19 protein-coding genes are annotated in these 20,835 nt (G+C 72.9%); 13 read left to right on the top strand and 6 right to left on the bottom strand.

Features of this window, described 5'->3' with window-relative positions:
• The coding region (locus ABZ386_RS25060) for a hypothetical protein (protein ID WP_358965904.1) at window positions 1-1,357 on the top strand (1,357 nt) is incomplete at its 5' end.
• Window positions 1,358-1,423: 66 nt separating this feature from the next.
• Here ABZ386_RS25060 and ABZ386_RS25055 read toward each other — a convergent pair.
• A complete protein-coding gene (locus tag ABZ386_RS25055) occupies window positions 1,424-2,734 on the bottom strand; it encodes an ABC transporter substrate-binding protein (protein WP_351338666.1) in 1,311 nt (436 codons plus the stop codon).
• 117 nt (window positions 2,735-2,851) lie between these two features.
• Here ABZ386_RS25055 and ABZ386_RS25050 point away from each other — a divergent pair, with 117 nt between their 5' ends.
• Window positions 2,852-3,352 (top strand): hypothetical protein, encoded by a 501-nt coding sequence (locus ABZ386_RS25050; RefSeq protein WP_114253704.1) that lies wholly within the window; start codon window positions 2,852-2,854, stop codon window positions 3,350-3,352.
• 46 nt (window positions 3,353-3,398) lie between these two features.
• Entirely contained in the window at window positions 3,399-4,280 is an 882-nt protein-coding gene (purU, locus tag ABZ386_RS25045; RefSeq protein WP_114253703.1) for a formyltetrahydrofolate deformylase, read from the top strand.
• A 78-nt stretch (window positions 4,281-4,358) separates the two neighbouring features.
• On the opposite strand, the gene ABZ386_RS25040 is transcribed toward purU, so the two are convergent.
• Together ABZ386_RS25040 and ABZ386_RS25035 are read right to left on the bottom strand one after the other, a co-directional pair.
• On the bottom strand, window positions 4,359-5,747 hold the full coding sequence (locus ABZ386_RS25040; RefSeq protein WP_351338670.1) for a zf-HC2 domain-containing protein: 1,389 nt from the start codon (window positions 5,745-5,747) through the stop codon (window positions 4,359-4,361).
• Entirely contained in the window at window positions 5,744-6,325 is a 582-nt protein-coding gene (locus tag ABZ386_RS25035; protein WP_114253701.1) for a sigma-70 family RNA polymerase sigma factor, read from the bottom strand. Before ABZ386_RS25035 ends, ABZ386_RS25040 begins: the two co-directional genes overlap by 4 nt.
• A 361-nt stretch (window positions 6,326-6,686) precedes the next feature.
• Here ABZ386_RS25035 and ABZ386_RS25030 point away from each other — a divergent pair, with 361 nt between their 5' ends.
• Window positions 6,687-7,067: an STAS domain-containing protein gene (locus tag ABZ386_RS25030; protein ID WP_010035749.1), complete on the top strand. Its 381-nt coding sequence runs from the start codon at window positions 6,687-6,689 to the stop codon at window positions 7,065-7,067.
• Window positions 7,068-7,235: 168 nt separating this feature from the next.
• On the top strand, window positions 7,236-7,748 hold the full coding sequence (locus ABZ386_RS25025) for an EF-hand domain-containing protein (protein WP_351338675.1): 513 nt from the start codon (window positions 7,236-7,238) through the stop codon (window positions 7,746-7,748).
• Window positions 7,749-7,876: 128 nt separating this feature from the next.
• On the opposite strand, the gene ABZ386_RS25020 is transcribed toward ABZ386_RS25025, so the two are convergent.
• Window positions 7,877-9,379, bottom strand: a complete 1,503-nt coding sequence (locus ABZ386_RS25020) for an AMP-binding protein (RefSeq protein WP_358965902.1) — start codon at window positions 9,377-9,379, stop codon at window positions 7,877-7,879.
• An 89-nt stretch (window positions 9,380-9,468) separates the two neighbouring features.
• Between ABZ386_RS25020 and ABZ386_RS25015 the strand changes: the two genes are divergently transcribed.
• From ABZ386_RS25015 to ABZ386_RS25000, 4 genes are all read left to right on the top strand, one after another.
• A complete protein-coding gene (locus ABZ386_RS25015; protein ID WP_351338679.1) occupies window positions 9,469-10,665 on the top strand; it encodes an amidohydrolase family protein in 1,197 nt (398 codons plus the stop codon).
• Window positions 10,665-11,798: an acyl-CoA dehydrogenase family protein gene (locus ABZ386_RS25010; RefSeq protein WP_356670825.1), complete on the top strand. Its 1,134-nt coding sequence runs from the start codon at window positions 10,665-10,667 to the stop codon at window positions 11,796-11,798. The genes ABZ386_RS25015 and ABZ386_RS25010 overlap by 1 nt, the downstream gene beginning before the upstream one ends.
• A 4-nt stretch (window positions 11,799-11,802) precedes the next feature.
• Complete coding sequence (locus ABZ386_RS25005) at window positions 11,803-12,708, top strand: acyl-CoA dehydrogenase family protein (protein ID WP_358965900.1); 906 nt, start codon at window positions 11,803-11,805, stop codon at window positions 12,706-12,708.
• Window positions 12,709-13,151: 443 nt separating this feature from the next.
• The gene (locus tag ABZ386_RS25000; RefSeq protein WP_351339097.1) at window positions 13,152-13,640 is read left to right on the top strand and encodes an ATP-binding protein; all 489 of its coding nucleotides are present in this window, start codon (window positions 13,152-13,154) and stop codon (window positions 13,638-13,640) included.
• Between the two features lie 440 nt (window positions 13,641-14,080).
• Here the strand turns inward: ABZ386_RS25000 and ABZ386_RS24995 are convergent, their stop codons facing one another.
• Window positions 14,081-15,007, bottom strand: coding sequence for a cyclase family protein (locus tag ABZ386_RS24995; protein ID WP_356500294.1), 927 nt, complete (start codon window positions 15,005-15,007; stop codon window positions 14,081-14,083).
• 105 nt (window positions 15,008-15,112) lie between these two features.
• Here ABZ386_RS24995 and ABZ386_RS24990 point away from each other — a divergent pair, with 105 nt between their 5' ends.
• The 3 genes from ABZ386_RS24990 (at window position 15,113) to ABZ386_RS24980 (ending at window position 18,344) form a co-directional block, all read left to right on the top strand.
• Complete coding sequence (locus tag ABZ386_RS24990) at window positions 15,113-16,027, top strand: SDR family NAD(P)-dependent oxidoreductase (RefSeq protein WP_358965899.1); 915 nt, start codon at window positions 15,113-15,115, stop codon at window positions 16,025-16,027.
• A 125-nt stretch (window positions 16,028-16,152) separates the two neighbouring features.
• Window positions 16,153-17,295 (top strand): acyl-CoA dehydrogenase family protein, encoded by a 1,143-nt coding sequence (locus ABZ386_RS24985; protein ID WP_358965897.1) that lies wholly within the window; start codon window positions 16,153-16,155, stop codon window positions 17,293-17,295.
• Complete coding sequence (locus tag ABZ386_RS24980; RefSeq protein ID WP_358965896.1) at window positions 17,295-18,344, top strand: alcohol dehydrogenase catalytic domain-containing protein; 1,050 nt, start codon at window positions 17,295-17,297, stop codon at window positions 18,342-18,344. The genes ABZ386_RS24985 and ABZ386_RS24980 overlap by 1 nt, the downstream gene beginning before the upstream one ends.
• Window positions 18,345-18,349: 5 nt before the next feature.
• On the opposite strand, the gene ABZ386_RS24975 is transcribed toward ABZ386_RS24980, so the two are convergent.
• A complete protein-coding gene (locus ABZ386_RS24975; protein WP_358965895.1) occupies window positions 18,350-19,387 on the bottom strand; it encodes a helix-turn-helix domain-containing protein in 1,038 nt (345 codons plus the stop codon).
• A 71-nt stretch (window positions 19,388-19,458) separates the two neighbouring features.
• On the opposite strand from ABZ386_RS24975, the gene ABZ386_RS24970 reads away from it, so the two are divergent.
• Window positions 19,459-20,763, top strand: coding sequence for an MFS transporter (locus ABZ386_RS24970; protein ID WP_351338697.1), 1,305 nt, complete (start codon window positions 19,459-19,461; stop codon window positions 20,761-20,763).
• Window positions 20,764-20,835 lie beyond the last annotated feature (72 nt).

The following is a 20,835-nucleotide window of genomic DNA, read 5'->3' as shown; positions in this document are numbered from 1 at the left end:
GTCCGGACCGGGCGGTGGTCCGCTGCCGCAGGGCGACGCGTATGGCTCCCCGGCCGGAGACGGCTCGATGCCGCAGGCGGGTGCCGGGTACGGGTCTCGTGGCGGGAGTGGCCTGCCGTCGGCCGGCGAGGCGTATCCGCCCGCTGCCTACGGGCAGGCCGGTGCCGGTGGCCCGCTGCCGCCGGCCGGTGCCGCCGGGGGCGCCCCGCTGCCGCCGCCCTCCGACGCCCACGGCACCGGCGCGGGTGGCGCCCAGGGACCCGCGGCCTCCGCCGAGGGCGCCACGCAGTACCTGCCGCCCGTCGCGGGGGACGGGGCCGCCGCGGCCACGCAGTATCTGCCGCCGGTCGCCCCGGCCGGCGACGAGGGGGCGACGCAGTACATACCCCCGGTCCGCCCGGGCGCGCTGCCGCCCGAGACGCCCTCCGGGGAGGACCCCGAGACGACGCGGTTCCTGGGGACCGGCCCCCGGGCCGCCGCGGGGGCCGGGCCGTTGCCGCCGGCCTCGAACCCGGACGCCGAGGCGACGCAGTACATCGCGCCGGTGCCCGGCGGGGACAAGCAGCCGCCCGCCGAGTTCGACAACCTCTTCCGCCACGGGCACGGCGCCGGGAGCCCGGCCGGGGCCACGCAGCAGCTCCCCCGCATCGAGCAGCCGCAGCCCTCGTTCGGCGCTCCCCAGCCGGCCCACACCGCGCCCGCCGGAGGCCGGTCCCGCGGCGGCCGTTCCGGCTCGCGCGTGCCGGTCATCGCGGCCGTCGGCATCGGCATCGCCGTCCTCGGCGTCGGCGCCGGCGCGCTGCTCGCCGGCGGGGGCGACGGCGGCGACGGAGGCGACAACAACAAGACCGTGGCCGCCTCGGCGCCCGCCACGGAGGGTTCCGCCTCGCCGTCCGCCGACCCGGCCCGCGCCCAGGCGGTCGAGCTGGACAAGCTCCTCGCCGACAGCGGCGACAGCCGCAGCACGGTGATCAGGGCGGTGGCCGACGTCAAGGGCTGCGACAACCTCGCCCAGGCGGCCAAGGACCTGCGCGACGCGGCCCAGCAGCGCACCCAGCTGGTCACCCGGCTCGGCGGGATCAAGGTCGACCAGCTGCCCGACCACGCCGCGCTGACCACGGCCCTCACCAAGGCGTGGCAGGCCTCGGCCTCGGCCGACAACCACTACGCGGCCTGGGCCGACCAGACCGCCGGCAAGAAGGGCTGCAAGAAGGGCCAGGCCCGCGTCACCGGCCAGACCCAGGCAGGCAACCGGGCCAGCGGCATCGCTAGCGCGGAGAAGACGAAGGCGGCCCGGCTGTGGAACGGGATCGCCAAGACGTACGGCCTGACCGAGCGCCAGCCGACGCAGCTGTGACGGACCGGGCGCCAGCGTGACCTACTGAGCGGGCGCTCAGTAGGTCAAACCGCTGAGCGGGGGCGCTCAGTAGTTCACGTCGGCGTCCTGGAGGGTCTTGGTGGTGTCGACGAATCCCTTCCGCGCCGACACCAGCCGCCCCTCCCGCACCACCTGAAGGGTCACGTTGGCGTTGACCAGGCGCGGGAAGCCGACGGAGGCGAGCTTGTCCTGGAACTTCCAGCGCAGCGTCGGCGTGAGCCCGCCCGTGCCGATCTGGAGGCCGTTGTCGAGGGCCTCCGTCACCGTGTCGGCGGTCACCTCGCCGTCGCCGAGCGATTCGACGACCTTCCGGAAGACGGTGTAGGCGATCCACGTGGTCTGCACTCCGGCGTCCGCGGGGTCGATGCGGTTGTCGCCGAAGGCCTGCTCGCGGATCACCTGCTTCATCCCGTCCCAGCGCGGGTCGCTCGCCACCGGGTACCAGCCGGTGATGTACGAGCCCTCGTACGGCCCCGACGCCCCGCCGGTCGCGTCGATCACCGTCTGGTCGACGCTGCCGAGCACGGTGGCCGTCCGCACGTCGGGGTAGTCCTCGCGGGCGCGCCGGAACGAGTCCATGAACGTGCCGGTGCGGTCCCCGAGCGCGGGCACCACGCATCCCTGGTCCGCCGGGTCGCCGGTCGTCGCCCGCAGCGCCCGCGCCGCCTGCCCGTCGTACTCGGTGGCGTCCTCCGCCGCCCGTTGGTCGTTCGCGGCCCGGTGCCCGCCCGCCTTCAGCCCGGAGTCGAGCAGCGGGGGCAGCTGGTCGCCCGCGATGGTGTCGGGGCGGATCAGCGTCACGGGCCCGCAGTCGGCGAGCGCGCTGCCGAGACCGGCGAGCAGTGCGGGCTGGCCGCCGTTGACGGGGTAGGACAGGGGGCTGGTGAACTCGGCGTTGGTGATGCCGTAGCCGCCTATGTAGGGGATGCCCGCGCCCTCCAGGGAGGGGAAGAAGGAGTCGGCGTACTGGCTGTAGGATCCTACGACCGCGACGACGTTCTCCTTGGCGGCCCGCCGGGCGCACTTCGCCGCGGCCACGCTGTCGTTGTGATCGTTGCAGGTCAGCACGTTGAGCTCGCGGCCGTTGATCCCGCCCCTGGCGTTGATCCAGCGGGCGTAGGCGCGGGCGAAGGCGGGCATGCCGGGCTTGTTGGTGGCCTTGGTGTTCTCGGGCGCCCAGGTCATGACGGTGATCGGGTCGTCCCCGACACCCCCCGTGGTACCGGGGACGACCCCGCAGCCGGCGAGGAGTGACGCGCACGCGACCGCCGTGCCCGCGGAGAGGACGCCCTTTTTGGCGTGACGGGTGAGGAGGCCGGGGAGGTATGTGCTGCTGGTGCGTCGCCTGCCGGTCATGGTTCCGCACGATTCCGTCACACGGCTAACCGGCGAGTGATCTCTGGTCAACAATTGGTGACGCGCGGGTGAATTGCGGGGGTCGGTGAGGATCATGTGGAGGGGAACGTACGATCGATGACCGTGCAAGCTTCGGAGAACTCTTCCCGTCGTGGCCGTCGCTCATCCACCATGGGCGGCATGCCTGTCAACGACATGCCGTGGTGGCGCTGGCGCAGCAACGTGCGCTCGGCGCTGCACATGCTCTCCGATCCCGTCTTCCAGCGGGACGTCTGGCTGGCCGGCGTGGACGGCTACGGCGACGTGACCGACGCGGTGTACCGCCTCGTCGAGGACACCTGGCTGGACCACTGGTCCGCCGAGAAGTACGTCGGCACGATCTTCCGCGACTCGCAGGAGGCGGCCCTCGTCGACACCGCCGTGCTGCGGGTGCTGCGGATCATGCACCAGGTGGGGCCGGACGCGCCGGTCGCCGCGTACCTGGAGCACGAGGCGTGGCCGGACGCGGTCCGCGCCGCCCGGGACGCGCACGTCCGGCTCGCCGCGAGCGACGGCGAGGAGCCGGACGCGCCGCCGCGCAGCCTCGAAGTCCTGCGGATCATGACGCGGTCCGCCTAGCGGGACGATTGCCGGTGCCGTCGTCCCTTGTGGGAACCTGTCCTGCATGAACGAGCAGTCCACCAGCACCGCGGTCCCGGCCGACCAGTACGTCCTCACCCTTTCCTGCCCGGACAGGAAGGGCATTGTGCACGCCGTGTCGAGCTATCTGTTCATGACCGGTTGCAACATCGAGGACAGCCAGCAGTTCGGCGACCACGACACGGGACTGTTCTTCATGCGGGTCCACTTCTCGGCGGACGCGCCGGTGACCGTGGAGAAGCTGCGGGCCAGCTTCGCGGCGATCGGTGACTCCTTCCAGATGGACTGGCAGATCAACCGCGGCGACCAGAAGATGCGCATCCTGCTGATGGTCAGCAAGTTCGGGCACTGCCTGAACGACCTGCTGTTCCGGGCGCGGACCGGTGCGCTGCCGGTGGAGATCGCGGGCGTGGTGTCCAACCACACGGACTTTGCCGAGCTGGTGGGCTCGTACAACATCCCCTTCCACCACATTCCGGTGACGAAGGACACGAAGGCCGAGGCGGAGGCGCGGCTGCTCGACATCGTGCGTGAGGAGGGCGTGGAACTGGTCGTGCTCGCCCGGTACATGCAGGTGCTGTCGGACGACCTCTGCAAGGCGCTGGCGGGGCGGATCATCAACATCCACCACTCGTTCCTGCCGAGCTTCAAGGGGGCGAAGCCGTATCACCAGGCTCATGCCCGGGGTGTGAAGCTGATCGGTGCGACGGCGCACTATGTGACGGCCGACCTCGACGAGGGGCCGATCATCGAGCAGGAGGTCGAGCGGGTCGGGCATGACGTGACGCCCGAGGGGCTGGTCGCGATCGGGCGTGACGTGGAGTGCCAGGCGTTGGCGCGGGCCGTGAAGTGGCATGCCGAGCGTCGGATTCTGCTCAACGGGCGGCGGACTGTGGTGTTCGCCTAGGAGCTCGGTCGTTCCGGTGCGTGGGCGGGTGCGGGTGGTTGGTGGCTTGTCGCGCAGTTCCCCGCGCCCCTGAAGACCTCACATCCTGCTCAGTGATGCCGCCGCGTGGAGGACGTCGCTGATTGCCTCTCTGTCTCCCACCTGGCCTGCCGCTGCCTCCTGCGGGGGTACGTGGCCGGCTGCCAGGCGGCAGAACTCGACGCCGTCCAGGGCGACGTGGGCCACCTCGTGGTCGGCGGAGCCCTTGGCCGCGGGGGAGTCCAGGGGGATCAGCCACTCGCCGCCGCCCGAGCCCTCGATCTCCAGGCGGAGGCTGCGGCCCGGTTCGCCCGCCGCCACGAGGTGGCGGTGGTGCGCGGGGGCCGCGAGGCCGGTCTGCCGGCGGTGGGCCAGGGCCGTCGGCAGCATGCGGGCCGCCAGGTCGATCATGCGGTGCAGATGGCGCGGCGAGGGCGGGTCGTAGGGGTAGTCGACCGCGTCCGCGATGTCCTCGGCGTGCACCCAGCACTCGAAGGCCCTGTCGAGCATCGCGTCGTGCAGGGGCAGTTCGAAGTCGCCGTACGACACCGGCATGCGGCCGACGCCGCTGCCCGTGAAGGACACCGTGCGGACCAGGCTGTGGCTCTGTTCCCGCCAGGGCGCCCGTACCGCGCGGGTCGGCGGGAAGTGGGAGGCACGCCAGTACGCCTCGGTCCGGGACGCCGGTGTCGGGCGCCGGGACGTGACGTCGCCCAGCGGGTCGTCCAGGCCCAGCGCGACCGCCACCAGCCCGTCGACGCTGAGCAGGTGCGCGATCACCCCGGCGACGGTGGTGCGGCGGCTCGTCGGCTCGTCGCCCCGGAACCAGCGCAGCCGTACCGGCGCGTGCCACTCGGCGTCGCCGAAGTCCTGCAGCAGGGCGTCCAGGCGCGCGGCCTCGGCGTCGTAGGCGGCCGCCCAGTCCGGCACCGGGATGCGCGGCGGGCGCCGCTCCAGGCAGGTCTCCAGGACGCGGGTGCGCAGGCCCGGGTCCAGGTCGAGGCTCTCGGGGCGTTGCAGCAGCCCGACCGCCTCGCGCAGCCGCCGCGCCTCGTCGGCACACGCGCCGCACGCGCCGAGGTGCTCCTCGACGGCCGCGGCCTCCTCGGCCGAGCAGGCGGCCAGCGCCCAGGCGCCGAGCAGTGCCTTCAGCACGCGGTGCTCGAACACGGGCGGTACGGGCGGCGGGGCCGCGTCGCCGAGGTCCGCGGGCGCGGGCAGCGGCAGCCCGCTGTCCTCGACGGAGGCCCGGGGCATCGGTATCCGCGGCGGCCGGTCCGGCCCCCGCCCGTCGCCCCGCCGGGGCCCGTCCGGTCCCTGCGGCCCGCCCGGCGCACCGGAAGCGCCGGCGTCCTGGACGCCGCTCCCGCCCCGGGCGTTGTCGTTCTCCGCGTGGTCGCCCTCGCCCTCATGGCCGTCGTACGCCTCGAACCGGTCCGGCCCGTTCACACCGCACCTCCGAATCCGGGCGGTGCGCCCGGTGCCTCGGTGTCGTGGGCGGTGGACAGCAGTTGCAGGCCGAGGCGCAGGCGGCGGCGGGCCTCGTCCTCGGTGATGCCGAGGTCGGCGGCGGTCTGCCGGTAGTCGCGGCGCTGGAAGTAAGCCCGTTCCAGGGCCGAGCGCAGCGGGACGGGCATGGACTGGACGATGTAGTCGGCGCGGGCGGCGACCGCGGCGTGGCGCACCTTGTGCTCCAGTTCCTCGGCGGTGCCGGAGCCGTCGCGGGCGAGGGCGGCGGTCTCGGTGGCGCGCAGCCGCTGCACCGCCAGCCGGTGGGTCAGCGCGGCGACCCAGGTGCGCAGCGGGCCCTGCTTGGGGTCGTAGGAGTCGGGGTGCTCCCAGACGTGGACGAAGACCTCGCGGGTGATGCCGTCGGCGGCGAGTTCGTCGCCGAGGACGCGGTGGGCGAGGCCGTGCACGAGGGAGGCGAACCGGTCGTACAGCTCGCCGAGGGCGGCCGCCTCCCCGCGGGCGAGCCGCTGTTGCATCTTGCGGTCCCAGCGCGGCGGTACGTCCTTTTTCGCCATGCGGCCCCCTCACCCCCTGCTCGTGTCCCGCGCCCGCGACCTGTCCAGCCTGTGCTCGCCGTCTCCCCGAATGTAGTCGGCACGTCCGGTGGCGCACGCCCCTTTGTGGCAATGTGCGCCCCCCGACGGGCCGCAGGTGGTAGGGGGTCGCGGCGCCCGTGCCGGGTTCCTCCGGGGCCGCGCCTACCCACCCGCCCTCCGATCAGACCTGACTGAAGAGGATCGAACAGGATCGAAGTCGACTAAAACAAGCCTCTTCCGCGGGGGATCCGTTTTTCGGGTTGTGTTTCAGGGAACGGCCGCTGGGCAGCCGCGCTGCAAGGAAGCGTAGGCATTGCTTCCGTTTTGGCGAGCGAGGGGCGTGGTGGTGACCTTCAAAGTGACCGGCGGCGAGCAGGGCGAATGGGCCGTGCTCCAGGTGTCGGGCGAGCTGGATCTGGTGACGTCGCCGGTGCTGCGTCAGCGGGTCCACGACGTGGTGGCCGAAGGGCACCACTGTCTCGTCCTGGACCTGTCCGAGGTGTTCTTCTGCGACTCCAGCGGCGTCGGCGTGCTCATCGCCGCCCGCAGGCTGATCCGCTCCTGCCAGGGCCGGCTGCGCCTGGTGCTGCCCGCCCGGGGCGCGGCCGACGGGTCCCACGTCAACCGGGTCCTCGGCGCGCTGGGCGTCCGCCGCCTGTTCGACGTGTACGGCGATCTGGACGCGGCTCTGGGCGACGAGGGCGAACCCCTGTCCGCGTGACCGCACCACCACGCACGGCAGTCCGAGTGTTGCCGTTCCGACACGCTGTTGTCCCGGAATTCCCCCGGTCTTGGCACAAGTGACGTTTTCGCGCGCCCGAACGGCTCCCTCCGTCGTACGCTCCGACCGAGACGCACCCCACCCGACGTAAGGCGGCCCGAAAGAGACATGGTCAGCAGCGAGTACGAGCGCAGGATCGCCGCCCGGTTCGCCACCTTCGACCAGGACGGCAACGGCTACATCGACCGCGAGGACTTCTACGGGGCGGCCAAGGCGCTGCTCGCGGAGTTCGCCGTGGCGGCCCGCTCCGACAAGGGACAGGCGCTGTACGGCGGCGCCGAGGCGTTCTGGCAGGGCATGGCGGGGATAGCGGACCGCGACGGCGACCAGCGCATCACGCGTGAGGAGTTCGTCAACGGCGCGGCCAAGCGGCTGCGCGACAACCCCGACCGGTTCGCCGAGATCGCCCGCCCCTTCCTGCACGCGGCCCTGGACGTCGCCGACACCGACGGTGACAGCGCGGCGACGGTCGAGGAGGCCGCCCGCGTGCTGAAGTGCCTCGGCGTCCCCGAGGACGTCGCCGGCCCGGCCGCCGCCGCACTCGACGCGGACGGGGACGGCAAGGTCGGCGAGGCCGAGATCATCCCCGCCTTCGCCCGCTACTTCACCGTGCCCGAGTAGGGGCCCGCGCCCGCGCCGCGGGATCTCGCGCCCCTTCGCCGTAGGGGCGTTCCCGGACGGGCGGCCGCGGGCTGTCCGTGGTCGCTCGCGCAGTTCCCCGCGCCCCCGAAAAACCTGGCCGCGGCGGGTCACCCGCCCGAGTAACGCTCGCGCAGCTTGTACTTCAGCACCTTCCGCAGGGTCTCGCCCCGCGGAAGGGCGGCCACCAGCTCCAGCCGTTCCGGGAGCTTGTGCACGGACAGGCCCTCGGCGCGCAGGAACGCGGTCACGGCGTCGAGGGTCAAGGCCTCGGCCCCCGGGGGCTGTTCCACCACCGCGCACACCAGCTCCCCGCGCGCCGCGTCCGGCAGTCCGATCACGGCCACGTCCCCGACCGCCGGGTGCCGGTGCAGCAGGTCCTCGATCTCCTGGGCCGAGATGTTCTCGCCCTTGCGGATGATCACGTCCTTCAGCCGGCCGGTGAGCACCAGGTGCCCGGTCTCCGTGAGATGTCCCAGGTCGCCGGTGCGCAGGAACCCCTCCTCGTCGAAGGCGTCCGCCGTCTGCGCCGGGTCCAGATACCCCCGGCACACGGCCTCCCCGCGCAGCCGCACCTCCCCGTCCACGATCCGTATCTCCATCCCCTCCGGCGGCCGCCCCTCCGTCGTCGCCAGCAACTCGGCGCTGTCGTCCGGCGCCCCCATGGTGATCATCGGCACCTCGGTCATGCCGTACCCGTGGGTGAGCTGCACCCCCATCTCGCGCACCACCGCGTGGTACAGCTCCGGCGGTTTGGGCGCCCCACCGCCCGCCAGCAGCCGCAGGGACGGCACCACGGGCTCCCCGGGCCGCTTGCGCTGCTCCGCCAGGAACATCGAGTAGAACGCCGTCGACCCGCCCGCCAACGTCACCCCGTGCGCCCGGTAGGTCTCCAGCGCATCCGGCAGCGCGAACTGCTCGAACAGCACCGCCGGGAAGCCGTACAGCAGCAGCATCACCGTGTAGTCGGGCCCGCCGATGTGGGCGTACGGGAAGGCGATCGACCCCACGTCCGCCGCCGAGGGGCGCAGGGCGTGCGCGAGGCAGGAGCCGCCCGCGAGCAGTGAACGGTCCGTGTGCAGCACGCCCTTGGGGTCGGAGGTCGTGCCGGACGTCCAGTAGATCCAGCGGACGGCGGTGCCGTCGGCGGGCGGGACGGGCAGCACGGACGGGTCGCCGTCGGGCAGGTCTTCGTACGCCTCGAAGACGCCCCGCGCGCCCAGCCGCCGGGCCATCTCCGCGTGGTCGAAGCCGCGCCAGACGCCCGGCACCGCGAAGAACTCCGCCTTGGACTCGCGCAGCGCGAAGCCCACCTCGCGGTCCCGGTAGAACGGGATCACCGGGGTCTGCACGGCGCCGAGGCGGGCCAGGGCGAAGGACAGCACGGCCGTCTCGATGCGGGTGGGCAACTGCCAGGCGACGACCGTGCCGGGGCGTACGCCCATGCCGTACAGCCCGGCCGCGACCCGCTCGGCGCGCGCGGCCAGCTCGCCGAAGGTGAGGCCGCGGTCGTCCTGGAGGAAGAGCGGGCGGTCGGGGGTGAGGGCGGCGCGGCGGCTGACCAGCTCCCACAGGGTGCGGGACGAACTCAGGGCGTGCGGGGTCTCGTTCACGGCTGCCCCCTGCTGCTTGGCTGACGGGTCGTCAGATGGGATGCTAACTGACGCTACATCAGATAAGTACCGTCCGGCGGAGGGGACCCATGGCGACCGAACTGCCCCGCATCATCAGCGTCGACGACCACGTGATCGAGCCCGCCCACCTCTTCGACACCTGGCTGCCGGCCAAGTACCGCGACCGCGGGCCCAAGCCGCTGACCGCCGGGATCGGTGACCTCGCCTACGTCGGCGGCAAGTACCGCATCACCATGGACCCGGACGGCCCGCCCACGGACTGGTGGATCTACGAGGACCTGAAGTTCCCGTACAAGCGCAACATCGCCGCCGTCGGCTTCGACCGGGACGAGATGACCCTGGAGGGCATCACCCGCGAGGAGATGCGGCGCGGCTGCTGGGACCCCAAGGCGCGGCTGGCGGACATGGACCTCAACCACGTCGAGGCCAGCCTCTGCTTCCCCTCCTTCCCCCGCTTCTGCGGCCAGACCTTCGCCGAGGCGCACGACAAGGAGGTCGCCCTGGCCTGCGTGCGCGCCTACAACGACTGGATGGTCCAGGAGTGGTGCGGGGACAGCGGCGGGCGGCTCATCCCGCTCTGCCTGATCCCGCTGTGGGACGTCGAGCTGGCGGTCGCGGAGATCCGCCGCAACGCCGCGCGCGGGGTGAAGGCGGTGACCTTCTCCGAGATCCCCACCCACCTCGGGCTGCCGTCCATCCACTCCGGCTACTGGGACCCGTTCTTCGCTGTCTGCCAGGAGACCGGCACGGTCGTCAACATGCACATCGGGTCCTCGTCCCAGATGCCGGCCGCCTCCCCGGACGCCCCGCCCGCCGTGCAGGCCTCGCTCAGCTTCAACAACGCGATGGCCTCGATGATGGACTTCCTCTTCAGCGGGGTGCTCGTACGCTTCCCGCGCCTCAAACTCGCCTACTCCGAAGGCCAGATGGGCTGGGTCCCCTACGCCCTGGAACGCGCCGACGACGTCTGGGCGGAGCACCGCGCCTGGGGCGGGGTCCGCGACACGGTCCCCGAGCCGCCGTCGACGTACTACTACCGGCAGATCTACTGCTGCTTCTTCCGCGACAAGCACGGGGTCGCCTCGATCGACGTCGTCGGCCGCGACAACGCCACCTTCGAGACCGACTACCCGCACGTCGACTCGACCTTCCCGCACACCAAGGAGGTCGCCCTCGACCACGTCAAGGGCCTCGACGAGGAGACGGTGTACAAGCTGATGCGGGGCAACGCCATCCGGATGCTGGACCTGGACCTCGACCGCTGATGGACCTGACGTACACGCCCGAGGAGGAGGAGTTCCGGGCCCGGCTGCGCGCCTGGCTCGCCCGGGTGCTGCCCGGCCTCCCGCCCAGGCCGTCACCCGACGACTGGCCGGGGCGGCGGGCGTACGACCTCGGCTGGCAGCGCCGGCTCCACGACGCCGGGTACGCCGACGTCCACTGGGACGCCTCCCCGACGATCCGGCTGATCTTCCTGGAGGAGACCGAGAGGGCAGGAGCGCCCTACGTGGGCGCCAACTTCGTGGGCCTGCTGCACGCCGGGCCGACCATCGCCGCCGAAGGCACGCCCGAGCAGCGGGCGCGCTGGCTGCCGCCGATCCTGCGCGGCGAGCAGGTCTGGTGCCAGGGCTTCAGCGAACCGGAGGCCGGCTCCGACCTCGCGGCCCTGCGCACGCGCGCGCGGCGCGACGGCGACGCCTACGTGGTGACCGGTTCCAAGATCTGGACCTCCCACGCGGAAGTCGCCGACTGGTGCGAGCTGTTGGTCCGCACCGACCCCCGCGCCCCGAAGCACCGGGGCATCACCTGGCTGGCCCTGCCCATGGACGCGCCCGGCATCACCGTACGGCCGCTGCGCACGCTCGCCGGGTCGGCCGAGTTCGCCGAGGTCTTCCTCGACGAGGTGCGCGTGCCGGTGGCGAACCGGGTCGGGGACGAGAACGACGGCTGGCGCGTGACCCTGGTGACGCTGTCCTTCGAACGCGGCACGGCCTTCGCCGGGGAGGTCGTCGCCTGCCGCCGCGTCCTGGGCGAACTGGCCGTCGAAGCCCGCAAGAACGGCCGCTGGGACGACCCGGCGCTCCGCCGCAGGCTGGGCAGGCTCCACGCCGAGTTCCGGGCGCTGTGGCGGCTGACGCAGTGGAACGTCAGCGCGGCGGAGGCCTCGGGCGGAGTGCCCGGCACCGGCGGCTCGGTCTTCAAGCTCCGCTACTCGCACGCCCGCCAGGAGCTGTACGACGCCGCCGCGGACGTGCTGGGCGCCGACTGCCTCGACCTGGACCGCCCCTGGACGCTCGACCGCCTCTCGTCCCTCTCGTACACCATCGCGGCCGGCACCTCGCAGATCCAGCACACCATCGTCGCCGAGCGCATCCTCGGCCTGCCGAAGGGACGGTGAGACCGTGCGCTTCCGACTCACGGAGGACCAGGGGGCCTTGCGGGCCGGAGTGCGGCAACTCCTGGAACGCCGCTTCGACCGGGAGGCGTTGTGGGGGGCCGCGGAGGCGGGGGGCTCGGGGCGTGCGGGTGGGGGGCCTCGGCTCGATCGGGGCCTGTGGCGGGCCCTGGGGGAGGCCGGGTTCTTCGCGCTGCGGCTGCCGGAGGCGGACGGTGGGGTCGGACTCGGGCTGCCGGAGGCCGTGTTGGTGTTCGAGGAGGCGGGGCGGGCGCTGCTGCCCGGGCCGCTGCTCGCCACGCACCTCGCGGCCGGTGCGGTGCCGGGCGCGGCGACCGGGGAGACGGTGGTCACGGCCGTCGACGGCACACTCGTGGAGTGGCTGGCGGAGGCGGACGTCGTACGCGGGGACGCCACCGGCGCCCTGCCGCTGCGCTCGCTCGACCCGCTGACGCCCCTGCACCGCGTGCCCGCGCGGCAGCCGGGCCCCCGGGACCCCGTAGCGACCCTCCTCACCGCGGCCGAGCAGCTCGGCACGGCGGCCCGGGTCTGCGAACTGGCGGCGCAACACGCCCGGGCGCGCGAACAGTTCGGCCGGCCCATCGGGGCCTTCCAGGCGGTGGCACACCTGTGCGCGGGGATGCTGGTGCGCACGGAGACGGCCCGCGCCGCGGTGTACGCGGCGGCCGTCACCGCCGACCCGGTCGACATCGCCGCCGCCCGGCTGCTCGCCGACGAGGCCGCCGTGCGCGGCGCCCGCGACTGCCTCCAGGTCCACGGCGGCATGGGCTTCACCTGGGAGTCCGAGGTCCATCTCCAGCTGAAACGGGCATGGGTTCGAACCCACCGTACGGGCGGAGTCACGGAGAGTGAGGAAATTCTCGCGGCCGCTCTGGCGGCGGGAGAGGCCTGACGGGCCCCCTGGCTGCGGCATCGCCGAATATGCCCGCGGAGATGTCGCGGATCGTGGCATGCCGGGATCACGGAGCGTTGATACCGGCTTGTGTCCTCTGCGTGACTCGTCACGGCCCGGAGTCGACTGCCCGCTCCGGTACCTTGTGTGAGATGCGAGTGGCTCCGATCGCAGTGCGACCCAGTGGCGCCGCCTGTTCGACTGCCCGCGACGGGCGTCGCACAGTATGCCGCACGGGTACTCCTTCGCGCTGGAATATGCCCGAAGCGCTTGTTGGGGTGACTGTACGTCAACCATGCTGTCCCACAAGGGATTCACATTCCGTGATCCTTGTCCCGGCCGTTGTTCTGGCCATGCAGAAAATGGCTACGATCGTGGCCCTCGTGAGGCGCGAGCCTAAGTGTCCGCCGGTTCGGATGGTGTGAGCGGTGCAGGTGCTTCAAGTGCAGCTGGAGATCCGGCCCGACCCCGCAGAGGTGGGGCGGGCCCGGCGGTGGGCCCGCTCGCGCCTGACCGGGTCGGGCATACAGGCCGATGAGCCGCTCGCCGAGACGCTGGTCCTGCTCGTCTCCGAGCTCGTCACCAACGCCGTGGTGCACACCGGGCGTCCCGCCGTGCTGCGGCTGTCCCTGCCGCCCGCGGCGACGGACGAGGCCACGGTCCGCCTGGAGGTCGCCGACCGCAGCGGCCGGGCCCCCGTGCCCCGGTGCGCCGACGACGACGCGACCGGCGGCCGGGGCCTCGCCCTCGTCGACGGCCTCGCCGACCGATGGGGCTGGAGCGTCGAGAGCACCGGCAAGCGCATCTGGTGCGAACTCGACCGGTGCGCGAAGTCCCGGGAGGTCACGGCGTCGTGCGGAGGCGGCGCGGTGACGTACGGCGACTCCGCCGGCCCCGCCCTCGAGGGCCTGGCGGCCTACGAGGCGGTCTAGCCCCTCCTTCCGCCCCCACCCGCGCTCGGCGGGCGCGGCCGGGGCGGGTGCGGTGTACGGCGGCACATGCCGCGCGGTCATGCGGCGGGGCGGGGGCACGGAGGCGCGGCCGATCGGCCGGTTTCCTCGGGGTATGCGGCGGTGCGCCGGGATGTGCTTCCGTGCGCGCCCATGGCAAATGCCGCATAAGCAATAAATCGCCGAACGGGTGTTGACGCGTCGTGACCGGTTGCTCACGCTTGTGGGCAGCGATTCGCCGTGAGGGGACGGCGAGGGCTTCGACGACGGTGGCCCTCGGCGAGTGTGAGTCGTGATTCGGCGTCGGTTCCCTTTCAGGGCCAAGGGAGCCGGGGCGGGAGCGCCGGAGTCGGGTGGCGGCGCGCGCTGCCGTGCTCGGGGCGAGCAGCGCGGCGCCGCCATCCAGCTTCAGGGGGGATGGCCTACAGGACGGCGACCGGGGCCACAGGAGCCCCGGTCGCCCCTGTGAAGGGCTCGGGGGTGGCCGCCAGGAGGAAGGCGTAGCGGCCGGTTTCTCCACAGGCTGTGGACAACTCCTCGAGGTTCCAGTTCTGGCCCTGCGGCATCCCCATCTCCACGAGGTCGAGCGCGTGCACCGGCAGCCACAGGTCCTCCACCTCGGGCGGGAACACCTCGAAGGTGAGGGTGTCGTTGGCGACGGCCGCCACATCGCGCGCGTGGAACCACTCCGGCGTCCGGATCGACAGCCCCGGCGACGGATACGCGTAGGCGTGCCGGTCCCCGGCCAGGCAGACCTGGACCTGCCCCGTCCGTACGAGCACGAGGTCACCGGCCCGTACCCGCGTCCCGGCCAGTTCCTCGGCGGCGTCCAAATCCTCCGGCGTGACGGCGTACCCGCCGTCGAGCCGGTCCGTGCCCCGGGCCCGGGCGACATCGAGCAGCACCCCGCGCGAGACGACGTGCCTAACCTTGTCCATGCCGCTGAACCCGGCGCCGCCGTGCGCGGTGATGCTGTCCGCCGGGCGGCCGTTGTAGAGCCGGCCCGAGTGCGAGACGTGGGGCAGGGCGTCCCAGTGGGTGGCCGCCTGGAGCCCCATGGTCACGGCGTCGTCGCTGCACGCGACCGTGCCCGGGCCGAAGAGCTCCTGGTTGATCTGCACCATGACGTGCAGCGGGTTGACGCGGCCGGGGATCATCCCCGTCTGCACGCCGTCCTGTCGCAGCGGCAGCGCGAGTGGGATCCGGTGCCCGGAGCGCACGCAGGAGGCGGCCTCCCGCACCACCTCGTCGGTGATCAGGTTCAGCGTGCCCAACTCGTCGTCGGCTCCCCAACGGCCCCAGTTGTTCACGCGCTCGGCGATGTCGTGGAACGCGTCCGGCAGTGACATGAGTCCTCCCCGGGGGCTTGTCTTCCCGTATCTGACGGGTCGTAGAATTCGGGAACCGAGAATCTAACGGTCCGTCAGAAACCGTGGGACGGGAAGGGGACGGGCGTGGGGAACTTCTTGGCGGGCAAGGTCGTCGCCGTCACCGGCGCCGGGCGGGGCATCGGCCGGGCGGTCGCGCTCGCGGCGGCGGCCGAGGGCGCGCGGGTCGTGGTCAACGACTACGGGGTCGCGGTCGACGGCGCATCGCCGACCAGCGAGGTCGCCGAGGCCGTGGTGAAGGAGATCGAGGCGGCGGGCGGGGCGGCCGTGGCGGTCGCCGACGACATCTCCACCATGGCGGGCGGGCAGCGGGTGGTCGACGTGGCGCTGTCCTCGTACGGGCGGCTGGACGGTGTCGTCTGCGTGGCCGGGATCCTGCGCGAACGGATGCTGTTCAACATGTCCGAGGAGGAGTGGGACGCGGTCCTCGCCACGCACCTCAAGGGGACGTTCACGGTGTTCCGGGCGGCCTCGGCGGTGCTGCGGAAGCAGCGCGCGGGCACGCTGATCGGGTTCACCAGCGGCAACCACCAGGGGTCGGTGTCGCAGGCGAACTACAGCGCCGCGAAGGGCGGGATCATCTCCCTGGTGCGCAGCGCCGCGCTGGGACTGCACAAGTACGGGGTGACCGCGAACGCGGTGGCGCCGGTCGCCCGGACCCGGATGTCGGCGGGGGTGCCGATGGAACTGGCGGAGATCGGGGAGCCGGAGGACGTCGCCCCGCTGGTGGTGTACCTGCTGTCCGACGCGGCTGCCCGTGCCGGGGTGACGGGGCAGGTGTACACGGTCGCCGGGCCGAAGATCGCGGTGTGGGCGCAGCCGCGGGAGTTGCGCGCCGCGTATGCCTCCGGCGGTTGGACCGTGGAGGGGATCGCGGAGTTTCTGCCCGGGTCGGTGGGGGTGGATCCGATGCCGATGCTGGAGCGGGTGGCGGCGATGGAGAGGGCTGCGCGGGAGGGGGAGCGGCCGAACGCCCAGTAGCTCGGGGGGTGCGCGGTTGTGTGGCGGGTGCGGGTTCGCTGTGGCTTGTCGCGCAGTTCCCCGCGCCCCTTAAGTTCTCGTCCCCCTGCGAAGTGCAGGGCCCGGGCCGACGGAAGGCGGCGACCATGGATTTCGGGTTTTCCCAGGAGGACGAGGACTTTCGTGTCGAAGCCCGTGAGTGGCTTGCCTCGCACGTCAATACCGGTGTTGGTCGGCGTGCTTGGGAGCGCGTCCTCGGTGCGGGCGGATGGATCGGGATCGGGTGGGTGGAGGCGGGGTACGGGAACCGCACCGCCGGGCTCACCCAGCAGGTCGTCTGGGCGGAGGAGTACGCGCGGTCGGGGGCGCCCCCGCGCTCCGGGCACATCGGGGAGAACCTGCTCGCCCCCACGCTCATCGCCCACGGCACCGAGGAGCAGAAGGCCCGCTTCCTGCCCCCGATCGCCGCCGGGGACGAACTCTGGTGCCAGGGGTACAGCGAACCCGGCGCCGGGTCGGACCTCGCCGGGATCCGGACGGCGGCGGTGCGTGCGGGGCGTTCGTACCGCGTCACCGGGCAGAAGATCTGGACCTCGCTCGCGCACGAGGCGGACTGGTGTTTCGTGCTGGCCCGGACCGAACCGGGCTCGGTGCGGCACCACGGGTTGAGCTTCCTGCTCGTCCCCATGGACCAGCCGGGGCGGATCGAGGTCCGGCCCATCCGGCAGCTGACCGGCACCAGCGACTTCAACGAGGTCTTCTTCGACGGCGCGCACGCCGAGCACGTCGTCGGCGGGGAGGGCGACGGCTGGCGCGTGGCCATGAGCCTGCTCGGCTTCGAGCGGGGCGTGTCCACGCTGGCCCAGCAGATCGGGTTCGCCGAGGAACTGGCCGGTGTGGTCCGGGCGGCCGTGGAGTCGGGAGCGGCGCGGGATCCCGTCGTGCGCGAGCGGCTCGTACGGCAGTGGGCCGAGCTGCGCACCATGCGCTGGAACGCCCTGCGCACGCTGGGGGGTTCGGCCGGGCCGGGAGCGCCGAGCGTGGCCAAGCTGCTGTGGGCCGACTGGCACCAGCGGCTCGGTGAGCTGGCGGTGCTGGTGCGGGGCGCGGCGGCGGGGGCCGGGCCCGCCGACTGGTCGGCGGCGGCGCCGTACGAACTGGACGCGGCGCAGCACCTGTTCCTGTTCTCCCGGGCCGACACCCTCTACGGCGGCTCGGACCAGATCCAGCGCACGATCATCGCCGAGCGGGTGCTCGGTCTGCCCAGGGAGCCCAAGGGAGCCGTGTGATGCGAGGCGTGGTCTTCGACGGGAAACAGGTCCGGGTCGTCACGGACCTGGAGGTGCGCGAGCCGGGGCCCGGCGAGGTACGGGTCGCGATCGCGGCCGCCGGGCTGTGCCACAGCGATCTGTCGGTGGTGGACGGGACCATACCCTTCCCGGTTCCTGTGGTGCTGGGCCATGAGGGGGCCGGGGTCGTGGAGGCGGTGGGTGTGGGCGTCACCCATGTGGTGCCCGGGGATCATGTAGCGCTTTCCACACTCGCGCACTGCGGGACATGTGCCGACTGCGACCGGGGCCAGCCGACCATGTGCCGGCACTCCATAGGCCGCCCGGGCCGGCCGTTCCGCCGGGGCGGCCTGCCGGTCCACCAGTTCGCGTCCAACTCGGCGTTCGCTGAGCGGACCGTAGTCAAGGCCGTACAGGCGGTCCGTATCCCTGCGGACATTCCGCTGACGTCGGCCGCGCTCATCGGGTGCGGGGTGCTGACGGGCGTGGGTGCCGTGCTGAACCGGGCGCGGGTGGAGCACGGCGACAGCGTCCTGGTGATCGGGGCGGGCGGGATCGGGCTGAACGTGCTGCAGGGGGCGCGGCTCGCGGGCGCGTCGCGGATCGTGGCCGTGGACGCCAACCCGGCGAAGGAGGAGGCGGCCCGCTGGTTCGGCGCGACCGACTTCCGCACGTCGACGGAGGGGGTGCGGGACGTCCTGCCCACGGGCGCGGACCACGCCTTCGAGTGCGTCGGCCGGGTGGAGCTGATCCGGCAGGCGATCGACGCGCTGGACCGGCACGGCCAGGCGGTCCTGCTGGGCGTGCCCCCGGCCGCGGCCGAGGCGTCCTTCCGGGTCTCCTCCCTGTACCTGGACAAGTCCGTCCTCGGCTGCCGCTACGGCTCCTCCCGGCCGCAGCGGGACATCGCCCTCTACGCCGACCTGTACCGCCAGGGCCGCCTCCTGCTCGACGAACTCGTCACCAGGACCTATCCCGTCGAGGACTTCGCGCAGGCGGCGGCGGACGCCGAGGCGGGGCGGGTGGCCCGGGGCGTGCTCACGTTCTGACTGCGTCAGGTCTTGAGGGTGGCGGCCGGGGGGTTCTCCGCGCGGAAGGTCCGCCGGTAGGCGGTGGGGGTGATGCCGAGGGCCGCCTGGAGGTGCTGGCGCATCGACTGGGCCGTGCCGAAGCCCGCGTCGCGGGCCACCTGGTCCATGGAGCGGTCGGTGGACTCCAGCAGGTGCCGCGCCCGCTCCACCCGCTGCTGGGTGAGCCACTGGCCGGGGCTGACGCCGGTCTCCTCGCGGAAGCGGCGCGTGAAGGTGCGCACCGACATGGACTCCTGGGCGGCCATGTCGCGCAGCTGGATCGGCTCGTGGAGACGGCCCAGGGCCCAGGCGCGGGCGGTGGTGGTGGACGCCTGCTGCGGATCGGGCACCGGCCGCGCGACGTACTGGGCCTGACCGCCGTCGCGGTGGGGCGGTACGACCGTACGGCGGGCCACGTCGTTGGCGACGGCCGCGCCGTGGTCGCGGCGCACCATGTGCAGGCACAGGTCGATGCCGGCCGCGACGCCGGCCGAGGTGAGGACGTCGCCGTCGTCGATGAACAGCACGTCCGGGTCGACCTCGACCTGCGGGAAGAGCCGCTGGAGGCGCTCGGCCTCCGCCCAGTGGGTGGTCACCGGGCGGCCGTCGAGGAGACCGGCGGCCGCCAGGACGTAGACGCCGGTGCAGATGGAGGCCAGCCGGGTGCCGGGCCTGAGGTGGGTGAGCGCCGCGGCCAGTTCGCCGGTCAGCACGCCCTCGTCGTAGACCGGGCCGAGCTGGTACGACGCCGGGACGATCACCGTGTCGGCGGTGGCCAGGGCTTCCGGGCCGTGGGGGACGTGGACGGCGAAGTCGGCGTCCGTGACGACCGGGCCCGGCGGCCGGACCGAGCACGTCACGACCTCGTACAGGGGCCGCCCACGGTCGTCCTCGGGGCGGCCGAAGATGCGGTGCGGGATGCCGAGTTCGAAGGGGAGCAGGCCGTCCAGGGCCAGGACGACGACGCGGTGCGGGCGGGCGCCAGGGGCCGTGTCCGGAGCGGGGTGGGTGGCCGAGGTCATGGCCCGATCCTAGCGAACACTGTCCCTCGGGCCACTCGATGTGATGCCGCGCAGGCCGGAAGCTCTATGTCGTGACCCAGACAACCGATGCAGCGGCCGTCGAGCAGCCGCCGAAGCCCCGCCGCCGTCGTCGCGTGCACCGCGCCTGGTTCGTCGCCGCCGTCACCTTCGTGACGATCATCGGCGCCGCCGCCTTCCGTTCCGTGCCGGGTCTGCTCATCGACCCGCTGCACGACGAGTTCGACTGGTCGCGCGGCACGATCGGCGCCGCCGTCTCCGTCAATCTCGCGCTGTACGGTCTGACGGCCCCGTTCGCTGCGGCCCTGATGGACCGCTTCGGCATCCGCCGGGTCGTCGCGGTCGCCCTGACCGTGATCGCGCTCGGTTCCCTGCTCACCGTGTGGATGACGGCGGCCTGGCAGCTGATGCTGTGCTGGGGGCTGCTGGTCGGCCTCGGCTCGGGCTCGATGGCGCTGGCGTTCGCGGCGACCGTCACCAACCGCTGGTTCACCGAGCGGCGCGGCCTGGTCAGCGGCATCCTCACCGCCGCCTCGGCCTCCGGCCAGCTGATCTTCCTGCCGCTGCTGTCCTGGATCATCGACCGGTACGAGTGGCGCCCGGCGGCCGTGACGGTGGCGCTCGCCGCGCTCGCGGTCGTGCCGTTCGTGTGGCTGCTGCTGCACGACCACCCGGCCGACGTGGGGCAGAAGCCGTACGGGGCGGTCGAGTTCGTACCGAAGCCGGCACCGGTCCCCGGCGCCGCGCGGCGCGCGCTCAGGGTGTTGTTCTCGGCCGCCCGTACCGGCCCGTTCTGGCTGCTCGCCGGCACCTTCGCGATCTGCGGTGCCTCCACCAACGGCCTGATCCAGACCCACTTCATCCCCGCGGCCCACGACCACCACATGCCCGTCACGGCCGCCGCCTCCCTGCTCGCGGTCATCGGCGTCTTCGACGTCGTCGGCACGATCGCCTCCGGCTGGTTCACGGACCGCTTCGAGCCGCGCCGTCTGCTGGCCGTCTACTACGCGCTGCGGGGCGTCTCCCTGATGTTCCTGCCGATCCTGCTGGCGCCCAGCGTCCACCCGCCGATGATCTTCTTCATCGTCTTCTACGGCCTCGACTGGGTCGCCACCGTCCCGCCCACCCTCGCCCTGTGCCGCGAGCAGTACGGCGAGGACAGCGCGATCGTCTTCGGCTGGGTCCTCGCCTCCCACCAGGTGGGCGCGGCCCTCGTCGCCTTCCTCGGCGGCGTCGCCCGGGACGTCTTCGGCTCGTACGACGTGGTGTGGTACGCGTCGGGGGCGCTGTGCGCGGCGGCGGCGTTGATGGCGCTGGTGATCCGGCGGCGGACCGGGAGCGTGGCGGCCGCGCTCTGAGGCGGGCCCAGCGCTCGCTCCGCCGAGACCTCGGGGGTCCTGCGCCCCGAGCGCCCCTGAGCGGTCCCCGAC

Origin of the sequence: Streptomyces sp. NPDC006140, from assembly GCF_040628815.1 — a bacterium.
In the GTDB taxonomy this organism is placed as follows: Bacteria; Actinomycetota; Actinomycetes; order Streptomycetales; family Streptomycetaceae; genus Streptomyces.
The sequence above is the reverse complement of the archived record's forward strand: the minus strand, read 5'-3'. Positions and strand labels throughout refer to the sequence as shown.